Source organism: Staphylococcus sp. URHA0057 (assembly GCF_000620265.1).
Lineage (GTDB): Bacteria > Bacillota > Bacilli > Staphylococcales > Staphylococcaceae > Staphylococcus > Staphylococcus pasteuri.
On sequence record NZ_JHVS01000001.1, the window covers coordinates 621,199 to 637,271 of the forward strand.

The 16,073-nt window shown below is 31.4% G+C and carries 17 protein-coding genes; 1 reads left to right on the top strand and 16 read right to left on the bottom strand.

The annotated features are described in order from the left end of the window. Positions 1-11 precede the first annotated feature (11 nt). From N524_RS0102870 to N524_RS0102885, 4 genes are all read right to left on the bottom strand, one after another. Complete coding sequence (locus N524_RS0102870) at positions 12-164, bottom strand: teichoic acid D-Ala incorporation-associated protein DltX (protein WP_017637455.1); 153 nt, start codon at positions 162-164, stop codon at positions 12-14. Between the two features lie 361 nt (positions 165-525). Further along, complete coding sequence (locus N524_RS0102875; RefSeq protein ID WP_029055604.1) at positions 526-1,488, bottom strand: 2-hydroxyacid dehydrogenase; 963 nt, start codon at positions 1,486-1,488, stop codon at positions 526-528. Between the two features lie 22 nt (positions 1,489-1,510). Then, positions 1,511-2,290: a TIGR01457 family HAD-type hydrolase gene (locus tag N524_RS0102880; protein WP_017637457.1), complete on the bottom strand. Its 780-nt coding sequence runs from the start codon at positions 2,288-2,290 to the stop codon at positions 1,511-1,513. Next, a complete protein-coding gene (locus tag N524_RS0102885) occupies positions 2,290-2,724 on the bottom strand; it encodes a DUF86 domain-containing protein (RefSeq protein ID WP_029055605.1) in 435 nt (144 codons plus the stop codon). Before N524_RS0102885 ends, N524_RS0102880 begins: the two co-directional genes overlap by 1 nt. Positions 2,725-2,828: 104 nt before the next feature. Between N524_RS0102885 and N524_RS0102890 the strand changes: the two genes are divergently transcribed. Further along, complete coding sequence (locus N524_RS0102890) at positions 2,829-3,095, top strand: DUF3055 domain-containing protein (RefSeq protein WP_017637459.1); 267 nt, start codon at positions 2,829-2,831, stop codon at positions 3,093-3,095. Positions 3,096-3,194: 99 nt separating this feature from the next. On the opposite strand, the gene N524_RS0102895 is transcribed toward N524_RS0102890, so the two are convergent. The 12 genes from N524_RS0102895 to sufC form a co-directional block, all read right to left on the bottom strand. After that, on the bottom strand, positions 3,195-3,569 hold the full coding sequence (locus tag N524_RS0102895) for a YutD family protein (RefSeq protein ID WP_017637460.1): 375 nt from the start codon (positions 3,567-3,569) through the stop codon (positions 3,195-3,197). Positions 3,570-3,714: 145 nt separating this feature from the next. Further along, positions 3,715-4,632 (bottom strand): lipoyl synthase, encoded by a 918-nt coding sequence (gene lipA, locus N524_RS0102900; RefSeq protein ID WP_017637461.1) that lies wholly within the window; start codon positions 4,630-4,632, stop codon positions 3,715-3,717. 84 nt (positions 4,633-4,716) lie between these two features. Further along, positions 4,717-6,036, bottom strand: a complete 1,320-nt coding sequence (locus N524_RS0102905) for a bifunctional metallophosphatase/5'-nucleotidase (RefSeq protein WP_029055606.1) — start codon at positions 6,034-6,036, stop codon at positions 4,717-4,719. A gap of 92 nt (positions 6,037-6,128) precedes the next feature. Further along, the gene (locus tag N524_RS0102910) at positions 6,129-6,956 is read right to left on the bottom strand and encodes a sulfite exporter TauE/SafE family protein (RefSeq protein WP_017637462.1); all 828 of its coding nucleotides are present in this window, start codon (positions 6,954-6,956) and stop codon (positions 6,129-6,131) included. 14 nt (positions 6,957-6,970) lie between these two features. Further along, a complete protein-coding gene (locus N524_RS0102915) occupies positions 6,971-7,819 on the bottom strand; it encodes a DUF72 domain-containing protein (RefSeq protein ID WP_029055607.1) in 849 nt (282 codons plus the stop codon). A gap of 218 nt (positions 7,820-8,037) precedes the next feature. Then, positions 8,038-9,114 (bottom strand): NAD(P)H-dependent flavin oxidoreductase, encoded by a 1,077-nt coding sequence (locus N524_RS0102920; protein WP_017637464.1) that lies wholly within the window; start codon positions 9,112-9,114, stop codon positions 8,038-8,040. A 22-nt stretch (positions 9,115-9,136) separates the two neighbouring features. Next, positions 9,137-10,159: a hemolysin family protein gene (locus tag N524_RS0102925; RefSeq protein ID WP_017637465.1), complete on the bottom strand. Its 1,023-nt coding sequence runs from the start codon at positions 10,157-10,159 to the stop codon at positions 9,137-9,139. Between the two features lie 294 nt (positions 10,160-10,453). Beyond that, complete coding sequence (sufB, locus tag N524_RS0102930; RefSeq protein ID WP_017637466.1) at positions 10,454-11,851, bottom strand: Fe-S cluster assembly protein SufB; 1,398 nt, start codon at positions 11,849-11,851, stop codon at positions 10,454-10,456. Positions 11,852-12,011: 160 nt separating this feature from the next. Then, on the bottom strand, positions 12,012-12,473 hold the full coding sequence (sufU, locus tag N524_RS0102935) for a Fe-S cluster assembly sulfur transfer protein SufU (protein WP_017637467.1): 462 nt from the start codon (positions 12,471-12,473) through the stop codon (positions 12,012-12,014). Beyond that, entirely contained in the window at positions 12,463-13,713 is a 1,251-nt protein-coding gene (locus N524_RS0102940) for a cysteine desulfurase (protein ID WP_176745282.1), read from the bottom strand. Before N524_RS0102940 ends, sufU begins: the two co-directional genes overlap by 11 nt. 35 nt (positions 13,714-13,748) lie before the next feature. Further along, positions 13,749-15,056 carry a Fe-S cluster assembly protein SufD gene (sufD, locus tag N524_RS0102945; RefSeq protein WP_017637469.1) on the bottom strand — a complete coding sequence of 436 codons (1,308 nt, stop codon included), beginning with the start codon at positions 15,054-15,056 and terminating at the stop codon, positions 13,749-13,751. A gap of 105 nt (positions 15,057-15,161) precedes the next feature. Then, entirely contained in the window at positions 15,162-15,923 is a 762-nt protein-coding gene (sufC, locus tag N524_RS0102950; RefSeq protein WP_029055608.1) for a Fe-S cluster assembly ATPase SufC, read from the bottom strand. Positions 15,924-16,073: the final 150 nt, after the last annotated feature.

Consider the following 16,073-nt stretch of genomic DNA (forward strand, 5'->3'; position numbering starts at 1 on the left):
TTTCTCCCTCATTAAAATTCATTATAAATGAAGTTATTATGTGTATCTCCACTACCATATATTAAATATAAAGCGATAAATATTGCTAAATATAATAAAGTTAAAAGATACGGCTTCATTGCTAGGTAATATTTATTCGTAGGTTCCTTACCTTTAGTTTTCATTGGGCAACTCTCCTAAAATTTACTTATCATAAACCAAAGTTCTTAATCGTCTGTATTCAATGTAAATAATTTTAATATATAATAGCCGTTTTATATTTTTTTACAATTCATTATACTCATGTTTCGAATAAAATTCAAAATTATTTTTAGCATAAAAATTTAAGTTAATTACTCCAAGTTGCGTAAGCTATAAATATAGTATGAGCATATTACTTATTGAATAATATTATTTTAAATCTTACATTGTAATTAAACAATTACAGACGGTATAACAAAATTGTTAGATTGAGCTATTTTAAACATAATAAAAAGCCTATCTATTTAATTAAACTAAATAGATAAGCTTAAATTATAATTAAAACTATGAATTTACTGGGGTAATTGCAGATTTATTATTTAATACTGCTTTAATATTATCCACGCATAATTGAATCATATTATTCCGTGTATTTTCAGATGCACTACCAATGTGTGGAAGAATCACAGCATTAGGCATTTTTAATAGTGGATGATCCATAGCAATTGGTTCTTGTTCTAACACGTCTAAACCGCATGCTAATAACTGTCCTTTGTTTAAAGCATTTACTAAATCTTCTTCATTTACAATGGCACCTCTACCAATATTGATAAATATTGAATCAGATTTCATTTTTTCAAATGCGGATGCATTAAATTTATGTTTGGTTTCATCTGTTAAAGGTGCAGTACATACCACAAAGTCACTTTCTTCAAGTAATTCATCAAATGAAACCCATGTAGCACCCAATTCGTTTTCAGTCGCTTCTTGTCTTGAACGATTATGATATAAAATCTTAGTATTAAAGCCTTTCAAACGTTTAGCAAAAGCCTTACCAATATCTCCCATACCAAAAATACCAACAGTTGAACCATATACGTCTTTACCAGATAATAAATATGGCCCCCAACTTTTCCATTGTCCTTCTTGAATATATTGTTCAGCTTCTACAATGCGACGAGCAGTTGCTAACATAAGTGTAAAACCTAATTCCGCAGTCGTTTCAGTTAAAACTTCTGGTGTATTAGTCACAGTGACACCTTTTTGTTTGGCAACATCAATATCTATATTATCGAAACCAACAGCCATATTGGCTACTACCTTTAAATTTGGTGCTTCATTTAAGCACGTTTCATCAATTTTTTCACTTAAAGTAACAAAACAAGCTGTTGCATCTTTGATAGATAATAAGAATTTTTCTCTAGGCATGGGTATAAATTCTTCATTCCATACTTCGACTTCTGCAATTTCTTCTAACTGTGCTATAAACTTTTGAGGAATTTGACGTGTTACAACAATTTTGTTCAATCTTTGAGCCCCTCTCACCAAGTTAATTTGTTAATTCAACAATTGTTTCATTTAAATCTTTAAAAGAATATGTTGGTGGAATATCTTTTGTCTGAATTTCTTCTAGTGTAGTCACACCTGTTTGAACATGAATAGTATCGATACCAACGTTTATACCAGACATAATATCTGTGTCATACAAGTCTCCAACCATGGCCACTTCTTCTTTATTAAGTTGTAATAGTTCTAAAGATTTATTCATAATTATCGTTTCTGGTTTACCAATAAACTGTGGTTGTACTCCTGTAGATACTGATACCACACTTGTAATTGCACCATTACCTGGTAAGAATCCTCTTTCTTTTGGTATAGAAACATCAGGATTTGTTGAAATAAATGTTGCTCCTTTTCTGACAGCAAGTGTTGCTATAGCAAGCTTTTCATAAGTAACATTTTCATCAAGTCCGATAACAACATAATCAACATTTTCATCATTTTTAACTACTAGACCCGCTTCAGTCAATGCAGAATGTAGACCTTCACCGCCTAACATATAGACAGATGCACCTGGAGATTGTTCAGAAATATAATCTGCTGTTGCTAAAGCTGATGTAACAATTTCATCAGGTGTTGCGTCGATATTCATTTCATGCAATTTATCTGCAACTTGATCTGGCGTCTTGGTAGAATTATTTGTTACATATAGATGTGGAATTTGATGTTCATTTAAATAATCGATAAATTGACTTGCACCATCAATTTCATCAGTTCCTTTATACATCGTCCCATCTAAATCTATTAAATATGCCTTGTATTGCTTCACTATTTGTTCTCTCCTTTGCCAAATGCAGTAATTGGAACATTTTCATTATTTAAAAATTGAATAACTTCATCAATAAATTGTTTGTAGTAAGGTATTGCTTGATCAAATAACGGTTCAATTTCATTAGTATCAAGTTGAATATAGTTATGTGCAAATTGCTTTCTTACATCTACAGTTTTATTAATATTTTCTTGAGTTTCTTTAGAAATAACATTTTCTAATTCTAAAATATCAATCACGTCTTTATAGTTACCAGGATCTCTTAGAATAAATCCATCAATAATCATATTTCCAATATCTACTGATGATTCAATTAACATTTGTGCGATTCTTTCAAAAGCATAATGATTATCTTTGTTTTGATTATAATCTTCTGTTAATTGTCTTAAGTAATTTAGTTTTTCTGAAAGTTTATCTTTATCTACAAAATACATTTCCTAATCACCTCTTATTAACTTTATAATATCATAATTTTGCAGTACACTTCATTTCTCGTTATACTTAGGCGTAGTATATTTCGTTTAAAGGGGTTCTACAAATGATTGATATGTATTTATATGATGATGAAGAACAAAGCCAAGTTCAATTTGTTGGATTTGTTGGTGAACATAGTCGATATGACTTAATGCTCGTTCAAACAGACCGACATTATGGTAAAACTTTGGTATTGAATATGCAAACTAATAAATTTGGTATTATTGGATCTGATGATATTGAAGAAGAAGGTTATATCGCTCATATTTTAGGTGTATCTGAAGAAGAAGGCGATGAAATCATTGAATACCTTAATGAAGTGATTCAATAATAATTTTGATATAAATAAAAAGTAAATCTCCCTCCATGTACGTTAATGTATTTGAAGGGAGATTTTTTATATTTGTTATTATAAATTAAAATTGATAAATCACTTTTCAGTATCTTGGATAGTTGGTTGTATTTTGACATCATGTAATTTATCATCTTGATCAATAACGGTTAAGTCTTCTGCTTGTTGTTTCACTTCATTTTCTGATAAATGTTTAACTACAAAATAGGGACATCCAAAATTACAATATTCTAATAAATAATCTTGTATACTAGAGAATCTTTTACTAATTTCTGCTTTTTTATTAGTATCCTTAAAGAAACCTTTTAATCTTAATTGGTCATAACCAAAATCTCCTACTACATAGTCATATTTATCTAAAATATCAGAGTATCTATTTGCGAATATTTCTTCATCGAAACAATCTCTATAATCTTCTATTAATTCAAAATACTGTTGCTCTACTTTTATCATAATTTCACCTAATCTATTTCACGATATATTATATCGCTATTTTAACAACACTATATATTTTCATTCAAATCTTTAAACTATTTAGTAAAAACAAGAACCACTTTATTTATTTTCATAAAAAAGTGGCTCTACAGATTGTATATTATTAACTATTTAATTGCTCTTCACCTTGACGTTGTCTTTCTTTGGCAGCTTCGTTAACTTGTTCATCTGCATGGTAAGAACTACGTACTAACGGTCCAGCTTGACAATGTTTGAAGCCTTTATCCATAGCTACTTTTCTCATTTTACCGAATTCTAATGGCGTGTAGTATTTTTCAACTTTTAAATGTTTACGAGATGGTTGTAAATATTGACCAATTGTTAAAATATCTACATCATTGGCACGTAAATCATCCATTGTTTCATAAATTTCTTCCATTGTTTCCCCTAAGCCAACCATTAAACTTGATTTTGTAGGAATATCTGGCTGTAATTCTTTAGAACGACGTAAGAATTCTAATGTTCTATCATAAGTTGCACGAGCACGAACTCTTGGTGTCAAACGACGAACTGTTTCAATATTATGATTTAAGATATCAGGTTTAGAAGCCATTAATGTTTCTAATGCTTCATAATCCCCACCCATGTCTGAAGGTAAAATTTCAATTGTAGTGAATGGGTTTCTTGCTCTAACTTTTCTAACTGTTTCAGCATAAACGTTTGAACCTGCATCACGTAAATCATCACGTGCAACTGCTGTAATAACAACGTGTTTTAAATTCATTAATTCAACTGATTCTGCTACACGTTCTGGTTCATTTAAATCTAATTCATTAGGTAAACCAGTTTTAACTGCACAGAAACGACATGCACGTGTACATACAGCACCTAAAATCATAAATGTAGCTGTACGTCTTTCTCCCCAACACTCATGTATATTTGGACACTTTGCTTCTTCGCAAACAGTGTGTAAATTCTTTTCACGCATCATTTTCTTAAGGCCAGTATAATTCTCGTTCGTGTTCAGCTTAATTTTCAACCAATCCGGTTTTCGTAGTATTTCCTCATTTTTAGTAGCCATAACAACGCATACCCTCCTGTTTAATCTCTCTTTATGTTATTATAACGAAATTAATCATAAATTAAAATCTAATCTACAGTTATTTTAAAATTGTAGTAACTTTTGTTCGAATATATCTCTTAAAAATTCTGGCATTATATATTCTGTTGGAAGCCCTTTTAACATTGGAAAATATCTACCAAACGTGTACATATCAACTGTACCTAATACATATGATTGATTATCTTGAATTTCTTTTCCATTTATAAAGTAGCGACCTTCTGATTCAATAAAACCTATATTATATAATACATATCCTCCAAAGATATCCCCTCGGAATCCAAGTCCCTGTGCATGTTCATGCATGTACTCTTGTTTCTGACTTTTAATAATTACTTTTTTTAATTCTTCACCTGTTAATTTAACTCTAACCACATTAATAGGATGAGGTAACATTTGATGAATATCAAATTCGGTAATTTCGTCAGAATCTAGTCCTTTAACTATTAAACCAGCATTTATAATTGTACAATCTGCATTCGTAAATTCATAGACACTTTCAGCTAATAAATAAGACGTTTTTGTGATAACATCTGTTTTATTTTCTAATTTGATAGGATGGTTGACTACTGGTTTACTCATTAATGCTTTGCCTTCACTATCAAAATCTGTTTCAATATGGGGCAATTGTTCTAATGGATGCAAACAAGCCGTCTTACTAGTTACCTTTTTATCTTCAATATCTAAATTTACTTCACCTAAAAAATGTCCATATTTACCTGCTGCAGCCATTAATACTCCATTATTCATTTCTCCATGTTCAAAATAGTGATGCGTGTGACTTCCAAGTATTAAATCTATTTCAGGTATTTCCTGACATAATTTTTCATCAAAGAACACACCAACATGGCTCATCACTATCAAAATATCATATTGATCTTTATGATCATTAATTTCATCTTTAATAGCTTCTAATGGATCAGTTACTACCCAATCTAATGCTCTATAAAACGGCGTAAATGGAGCTGTAGCAGCAACAAATAAAATTCGTACTCCGTTGATTTCCTTTATATAAGATGAAGACATGTGGTTAGGTAAATGTCCTTCTTCATCAAATAAATTTGCACAAATTACTTTAAATTGAGCATCGGTATATAAATTTTGTAAGGCTTCATGCGAAATAGTCATGCCTTCGTTGTTTCCAATTGTCGCAATATCACATTGCGCCTCATTAAGAAGTTCTATATTCTTTTTACCTAATGTAGCTTGGGTAATCGGTGCTGATAAATCAACATGATCACCTATATCTAAATATAGTGAGGGATGTTGAAGTTGGGAGCGATGATCTGCAATATAAGATTGAATACGTGCATATTCATTAAGATGACTATGAATATCATTTGTATGATAAATAGTTAACTTCACAGTACTTCCCCCTTTTCTATTTGTTTTGATAAGTCTTTACGTAATGTATCGAGTAATAACTTTTATAGTAGATTATGCTATTAACAATTAATTTAAATAATTGATTTGATGATTAAGTAAGCACCTATTAATAACATCACTGTACGTAATAATGTTACCACTGTATCAGACTTGATTGAATGATTTACTTTAACACCTATTTTAGCACCTATATAACTTGAAATAATTAATACTATTGAATAATCCCAAGCAACATGTCCTTGTATAATATGTCCGATTGAACTCATGACACTTGAGAAAAATATCATCATCATACTTGTACCAACAGCAACATGTGGTGGAAATCTAAAAACAATTAACATTAACGGAGTCATTAATGCACCACCACCAATACCAAATAGTCCAGTAAGGATACCTATGAATAAAGTTGCGACAAATGCTATTAAAGGTGGAACACTATAATGATAGGTTTTACCTTCTGCATCAATATAGGTCTTTTCATATTGTGGCTTATTAAAAACTTTAAAAGGTTTAATTTTGTTTCTTACTATTAATAAAATAGCAACCAAAATCATAAATATCCCAAAATAAAGGTTAAATGATTTTAATGTTAAAAACTGACTCAAAAAAGAACCTAATAATGAACCTGGTAATAAACCAAATAAAAAAATAGAGCCATTTTTAATATCTACTTGTTTAGTTTTTAAATAGCCTAAAGAAGATGATAAACCTGTAACAATAAGTATAACCGAAGAAGTACCTATTGCTATTTGAGTAGTAATACCGTGTAAAATATTATGATCTACTCCTAAATAGACAAGTGTAGGAACAATAATGATTCCGCCACCAATACCTACAATTGAACCAATAATAGCAGATAGACCACCAATAATAATTAATAAAATAATTGTCAATAACATACTTGTTTCGCCTCTTAAAATAGTTTTAATTGTTGTGGTGCTAAACCTTCATAGTCAATGTCAAGCATATCTTGATATGTTTTTGCATTTTGTGCGGCATGACCACCTGAATTGTTATTAAAAACAACATAAACCTTTTTAGCTTTTTGTTCTAAAATTTTAACCTTTTGTGCTAAGTCATATAATTCTTGGTCATTATAATTATATAAGTATCTTACATCTCGCCATTCTTGATCTGTCATATCTTTTTTAGTCCAACCATGTACGTTCCTACCATGATATCTTACAAAAGCAATATCGCTAGTTATTCTATTTACTAATGGGATACTTCCATCTTTGACTTGTGGTTCATCAACAACAGCATGAATAATTTGATGTTCAGTCAAAAATGTTAATGTCTCTTCTTTAAATCTTTCATTAAACCAAGATTGATGTCTAAATTCAACACATATAGGAAAATCTTTTAACTGTTGTTTCACATATAAAATATATTTAATGTTTTGACTTGAACAATCGAACCAAGGTGGAAATTGCACCAAAACCATAGCTAATTTTTCATTTTCTTGTAATGGCTTTAACATTTCTTTAAACTTATCAAACAATTCTTGACGTGTTTCTGCAAAATCTCTAAAATCTGCATGCAATGTTAATGCTTGATGAATTTTAACTACAAATTGAAATCGTTTTGGTGTTTCATTTATCCATTTTTGAATATTTCTTTCTGGTTGAATTGCATAATAAGATGCATCTAGTTCAACTATTGGAAAGTGACTTGCATATGTTTTAAGTTTATCGGTTTTTCTCTCTAAATCTTCGTATAACGTATCATGATCTCCCCAACCAGTTAGACCTATATTTATCATTTATATCACCAAACTTATGATACCACAGAATAAATTCGCAATTCACTTTATCAATACGAAATTTACAGATTCTTATTAATTGGTGTACCATAATAAAATTACAATCGAAAATTAAATAGCCTGCGACAATGATGTATGTCTCAGGCTATAATCGGTAGAACAACCTAGCTTAACTTAACGTGTATATGTCACTAGACTTATAAAATCGTAGTGATATTTTATTTTAAGTTCTTTGCTATTAGGTTTATTTGATTAATTATACGATCCATTAATTCTTCTGCTTTTTGTTTTTTAGCTAGACGTGGTGATTGTCCACTCCATATATGAGTTAATTCACTTTCGCCTTGCTGTACTGCAGTTTTACGAATTTGATTTGTCAGTTGATTTTGTATTGGATATTCAGGAATTTCACCTTGATATTGACTCATTTCTTTAACGAATTGATTATTAATACCACGTGCATTTTTACCGCTAAACACATTGGTTACGATGGTATCTGTTTCTTTACTATTTAATATGGCTTCTTTTAGTAAATCATTAGCTCCGCTTTCATTAGAAGTTAAGAAGGCCGTACCCATTTGTGCACCTTGAGCACCTAACATAATACTTGCTAATAGACCTCTTTCATCCATTATACCTCCTGCAGCAACTACAGGTATCGACACGTGATCAACAACTTGAGGTACCAATGACATCGTTCCAATCATTGGCTCTTCACTATCCCCTAAACGTAAAAATGATCCTCGATGTCCTCCCGCTTCACTACCTTGGGCTATAACAATATCCATACCAGCTTTTTCATTTTCTATAGCTTCTTCTACTGTTGTAGCTGTACCAATTAATATTACATTATTTTCTTTTAGTTTCTCGATAATTTGATGATCAGGAATTCCAAAGGTAAAGCTACATACTGGAACTTTATATTCAATAACTTTATTTACAGCATCTTTAAATTTTTGGCTTTCCTCAATATTAACCACAGGTTCTTCTAAATGAAACGCTCTTCTATATGGTTTCAACCATGCATTCATATGTTCAATTTGGTCTGGGTTGACACCTGTGTTTTCTTTAGGTACAAATAGATTCACACCAAATGGTTGTTTTGTTAATGATTTAACTGTTTGAATTTCACTTTCTAACTTTTCAATACTAAAATAACCCGCACCAATCGTTCCTAATCCACCTTTTTCACTAACAGTTGCTACTAAAGATGGGGTCGTACTACCTGCCATACCAGCTTGAATAATAGGATATTGAACCTGTAATGTTCTCGTTAATTGATTATTATTCCACATTTGATTCACCAACTCTTACTAATTATTTTCTATTTCTATTTGGAAATGTTTGTTTCTTTAACTTTTCTTCTTCCTCTTTATCTAACTCATCTTCTATTTCCATACCTAGCAATGTCTCTATTAAATCTTCATGAGATACTATGCCATCAGTACCACCAAATTCATCTAATACTATAGCTAAATGCTTTCTTGATACTGTCATTTTTCTAAGTACCCATTCAGCTTTATTATGTTCATTCACGAATAATGGTTTTGATGAAAATTTTGTGATTGATTCATATTTTTTCTTACTCCATGCTAATAAGTACTTAGAATGGAATACGCCTACAATATCATCTATATCTTCATCATATATTGGATACCTTGTATATGGTTCATTCATTACCGTTTCATATGCCTCATCAAATGACGTAGTTTTGGGAAATGCAACGACATTCACTCTAGGTGTCGTATCAACATCTTTGACCTTTAAGTTTTCAAAATCTAGTACACCTTTGAGTCGATTTTGTTCTGTTTCATTGAATGCACCCTCACGTCCTGCAATCATTAACATTGTTCTTATTTCTTCTTTAGAATACTTACTTTGTTCCTTTTGTCCTTTTGACAATAATTTATTAATACTATCTGTAATAGCATTTAATATTTTAGTTATTGGTTTAAGTATAATAACTAAAATATTAATAACTGGATAAACCAATCTTGATATTTTATCTGGAAATGTTGCTGCGATTGATTTAGGAATAACTTCAGATACCAAAATAATGACAACAGTAATTACAGCAGATGCTATACCCACATTGACGCCAATGTTAATTGCTAAAATCGTTACTAATGTAGGTAAAATGATATTTGCAACATTATTACCTATCAATATAGTAGTAATAAATTCAGTTGGTTTATCTAATAGTCGGGATAATCCCTGTGATTTTTTATCTCCATTTTTGGCTTCAGCTTGAAATTTTGTTCTATTTGCTGCAGTTAATGCAGTTTCACTTCCTGAAAAGAAAAATGATAATAAAATTAAAAATATGATAGCTATAATCATGAAGCATGCTCCCCGTTCATAATAGTTATATAAATATTGAATTATAAATTTATTCCCCTGAACAAACTTTTGTAAACTATTACAATATGCTGCTTTAATTAATATAATATTCAACTTCTGTGAGTAACCATGAATCATAAAAAGTGGACAATAAATAGAGTTTAGTCAATTTATTATCCACTTCTATTTGCTATTTAATTTCATACTAAATTTAAACAAATCATAAATTAGTAACTAAAAAAACACCAAGCTATTATACCTATACGTAAAATAGCTTGATGTTAGTAGAGGAAGTTAGCCGATACTGCCTTCCATTTCGAATTTAATTAATCTATTCATTTCTACCGCATATTCCATTGGTAGTTCTTTAGTGAATGGTTCAATGAATCCCATAACAATCATTTCAGTCGCTTCTTCTTCTGAGATACCACGACTCATTAAGTAGAATAATTGTTCTTCTGAAACTTTAGATACTTTAGCTTCGTGCTCTAATGAAATATTGTCGTTAAATACTTCATTATAAGGGATTGTATCTGAAGTTGATTCATTATCTAAAATTAATGTGTCACATTCAATGTTTGAACGTGCACCTTTAGCTTTACGTCCAAAATGAACAATACCACGATAGATTACTTTACCACCGTTTTTAGATATAGATTTAGAAACAATTGTTGAAGACGTATTTGGTGCTTTATGAATCATTTTAGCTCCAGCGTCTTGTACTTGTCCTTTACCAGCAAATGCGATAGATAATGTACTACCTTTTGCACCTTCACCTAATAATACACAGTTAGGGTATTTCATAGTTAATTTAGAACCTAAGTTACCATCAACCCATTCCATATTACCATTCTCATGAACAAATGTACGTTTAGTAACTAAGTTATAAACATTGTTTGCCCAGTTTTGAATTGTAGTATAACGGACGTGTGCATCTTTATGGACAATAATTTCAACTACAGCTGAGTGTAATGAACTTGTTGTATAAACTGGTGCAGTACAACCTTCAACGTAGTTTACTGAAGCACCTTCATCAGCAATGATTAAAGTACGTTCGAATTGACCCATATTTTCAGAGTTAATACGGAAGTATGCTTGTAATGGTGTATCTAATTTAACGTTTTTAGGAACGTAAATGAATGATCCACCTGACCATACAGCTGAGTTTAACGCCGCAAATTTATTATCTGCAGCTGGAATAACAGAAGCAAAGTATTCACGGAATAAGTCTTCGTTTTCACGTAATGCACTGTCAGTATCTTTGAAGATAATTCCTTTTTCTTCTAATTCTTTTTCCATATTATGGTAAACAACTTCTGATTCATATTGTGCAGAAACACCTGCTAAATATTTTTGCTCAGCTTCAGGAATACCTAATTTATCAAATGTACGTTTGATTTCTTCAGGTACTTCATCCCATGAACGCTCAGTGTGTTCTGATGGTTTTACATAATAAGTAATATCATCAAAGTTTAATTCTGATAAGTCGCCACCCCATTGAGGCATTGGCATTTTATAGAATAATTTTAAAGCTTTCAGACGGAAATCTAACATCCATTCTGGTTCATCTTTCATTTTAGAAATTTCTCTAACTATATTTTCAGTTAGACCTCGTTCTGATCTGAAAATGGAAACATCTTCGTCGTGGAAACCATATTTATAATCCCCAACATCAGGTGCTTTTTTAGCCATTTCAATCACTCCTTATATATATTTAAACGTCATGCGCGAGATTTTTAATTACAAGTATAAAATTGTCATCATATTATAACAATGATTATCGAAAGTAAAAAGCCAACATCATTGATATCTAGTTATTGTTTACCCGTTATGTCATTAAGAAACATAACTATTAATCTTCTGTTGTCCCTTCTGTCTTACCTTCTTTTTCGACTGTTCCTTTTTCGAGTGCTTTCCAAGCTAAAGTGGCACATTTTATTCTTGCAGGGAATTGAGAAACACCTTGTAATGCTTCAATGTCTCCCATTTCTTCAGTAATTTCGTAATCTTCACCTAGCATCATCTTAGTAAATTCTTGACTCATTTGCATAGCTTCAGCTAACGTATGACCTTTTACTGCTTCAGTCATCATAGAAGCACTAGACATAGAAATTGAACAACCTTCGCCTTCAAATTTAGCATCATTTATAACGCCATCTTCTATATCAAATGTAAGTCGAATACGATCACCACAAGTAGGGTTATTCATATCAACAGTCATCGAGCCATTATCTAATACGCCTTTGTTTCTAGGATTTTTATAATGATCCATAATTACAGATCGATAAAGTTGATCTAAATTATTAAAATTCATATGAGAAAAACTCCTTCGTTTGTTTCAATGCATATACTAATTGGTCGATGTCTTGCTTATTATTATAAATATAAAAACTTGCTCTAGCTGTAGAAGAAACGCCTAACCATTTCATTAATGGTTGTGCACAATGATGTCCAGCTCTCACTGCTACACCTTCAGTATCAACTGCTGTTGCTACATCGTGTGGGTGAATGTCTGTTAGATTAAACGTAATGACACCTGCACGTCGATCTTTAGGTGGCCCATAAATATCTAAGCCTTCAATATTAGACATTTGTTCGTAGGCGTATTCTGTTAATTCTTTTTCATGTTGATGAATTGCTTCGAATCCTAATTGTTGAATATAACGAATTGCTTCAGCTAAACCAATTGCTTGTGCAATTAATGGTGTACCAGCTTCAAATTTTGTTGGTAAATCAGCCCAAGTAGCATCATATTTACTTACAAAATCAATCATATCTCCACCAAACTCGACGGGTTCCATATCTTTTAATAAATCACGTTTGCCATATAAAACACCGATACCTGTAGGCCCTAACATTTTATGCCCACTAAAGCTATAAAAGTCAGCGTCAATATCTTGCATATCTAGAGCCATGTGAGGAGCTGCTTGAGCACCATCTACACTAATCACCGCACCATGTTGGTGAGCAATTTCGGCTATGGTTTTTACATCATTGATTGTACCTAGAACGTTAGATACATGGGCAATAGCTACAATTTTAGTTTTGTCGTTAATTGTGGCTTTAATGTCCTCGATATTTAATTCACCTTGTTCTGTCATAGGGATGAATTTTAATGATGCGTTTTTACGTTTAGCTAACTGTTGCCATGGAACAATATTAGCGTGATGTTCCATCTCAGTAACAACAATTTCATCGCCTTCATCGACATTAGCATCACCATAACTATGTGCAACAATATTAATAGAAGCCGTAGTTCCTCTTGTAAAAATGATTTCCTCAAAATATTTAGCATTAATAAAACGTCTAACTGTTTCACGTGCACTTTCATAACCGTCAGTTGCTAATGAACCCAACGTATGAACACCTCTATGAACGTTAGAGTTATAGCGTTTATAGTAATCATCTAACACATTTAAAACTTGTACTGGTGTTTGGCTTGTCGCTGTTGAATCAAGATATGCTAAACGTTTGCCATTAACTTGTTGTTCTAAAATCGGAAAATCTTTGATTATTTCATTAACGTCAAATGAATGTTCGGCCACTTTATTCACGACCCTTCTTTAATTAAAAATCTCTTACTTTAAATCTATTTAGAAACTTTAAGTTCGATAACTTCTCTTAATTGACGTTTTACGTCTTCAATTGGTAATTCTCTTACTACTGGATCTAAGAAACCATGTATAACTAAACGTTCAGCTTCTCTTCTAGAAATACCACGGCTCATTAAATAGTAAAGTTGTTCTGGATCAACACGTCCAACAGATGCTGCGTGACCTGCTTCTACGTCGTCTTCATCGATTAGTAAAATAGGGTTCGCATCTCCACGAGCATTTTCTGATAACATTAATACACGAGACTCTTGGTTAGCAATTGATTTAGTACCACCATGTTTGATATGACCGATACCATTAAATACTGATGATGCATTTTCTTTCATTACACCATGTTTTAAAATATAACCATCTGTTTCTTTACCATATTGAACAATTTTAGAAGTTAAGTTGATTTTTTGATCACCTGTACCGACTACAACTGATTTTAATTCACTTGTAGAACGATCACCTATTAAGTTAGTTGTATTATCAATAATTTGGCTACCTTCGTTCATTAAACCTAATGCCCAATTGATGGCAGCGTCTGCTTCAGTAGTACCTCTTCTAATGATATGTCCAGTGAAACCTTTATCTAAATAATCTACAGAACCATATGTGATATTAGAATTTGCCCCAGCAATTACTTCTGAAACAATATTAATTTGATTTCCTTCACCACTTGCATTAGATAAATAGTTTTCTACATAAGTTACTTCAGCACTTTGTTCAGTGGCAATAATAACATGATTATAAAAACTTGCATTTTCATCGTCATGTAAAACAACATATTGAACTGGATGTTCAACTACGACATTTTTAGGAACGTATACAAATACGCCACCATTCATTAATGCAGTGTGTAATGCTGTAATACGATGTTCATCTACATTTACAGCATCTTTCATATAATATTTTTGTACTAATTCACTATGATTAACAAGTGCTTCTGATAAACCTTCAATGATGACACCATCATTTTTGGCTTGTTCAGAAACTTGTGTGTATGCTAAATCATTATTATGTTGAATAATTAAATTCTCAGTGTTTTCAACATCGATAATTTTTTTAACTGATTCTGGTAATTCTGATAAACTTTGATAAACATTACCTTCTGTGTGATGTTGTTTAAACGTATCAAAGTCCCATTTTCTTAATTTAGTTTTGTCAGGTTTTGGCATTTCTAAAGTTTCTGTTAATTTCAACGCTTCTTTACGTAGTTCAGTCATCCAAGAAGGTTCATTGTGCGCTTTTGAATAATCAACAAGTTGTTCTTCAGAAATGTTCAAAGTTTCAGTTGTCATAACTCTTATCCTCCCACTTGATGAAATAGTATTAATAATTCAATGTTCAGTTTCATCATTTATACGAACATCTCAACGAGCTTTAAATCGATAGATTAATCTCGACTATTCAGTAGCACCAAATTCTTCTTTAACCCATTCATAACCTTCTTCTTCAAGGCGTTTTGCTAATTCTGGTCCACCAGATTTAACAACTTTACCACCATACATAACATGTACTTTGTCAGGTGTGATGTAGTTTAGTAAACGTTGATAGTGCGTAATCATTAATACACCGAAGTCTTCTCCGCGCATTTGATTGATACCTTTAGACACTACTTTTAAAGCGTCAATATCTAAACCTGAGTCAATTTCATCTAAAATAGCAAATTTAGGTTCTAACATCATTAATTGTAAGATTTCATTACGTTTTTTCTCTCCGCCTGAGAAACCTTCATTTAAGTAACGTTGAGCCATGTCTTGATCAATGTCTAAGAAATCCATTTCTTTATCTAATTTTTTGATGAATTGCATTAAGTTAATTTCTTGACCTTCTTCACGTTTTGCATTAATTGCTGAACGCATGAAATCGGCGTTTGTTACACCAGTGATTTCTGAAGGATATTGCATTGCTAGGAATAATCCAGCTTTTGCTCTTTCATCAACTTCAAGTTCTAAAATATTAACACCATCAAGTAACACTTCACCTTTTGTTACTTCATAGCTTGGATGACCCATAATTGCAGATGATAATGTTGATTTACCTGTACCATTTGGTCCCATAATGGCATGAATTTCCCCAGTATTAATTGTTAAATTAACGCCTTTTAAAATTTCTTTATCTTCAATAGACACGTGTAGGTCTTTAATTTCTAATGTTGATGACATTTATATTCCCTCCATAAAATATAAAGTTTTCTTAACTAGTTTATAATAATTTTAATCTATAGTCAAAAAGCCTTTGGAATTTTTAATCTACTATATTATAACGTACTTACAGGTTAATATAAACTTTTTAAACCGATAAATTAGAGTAAT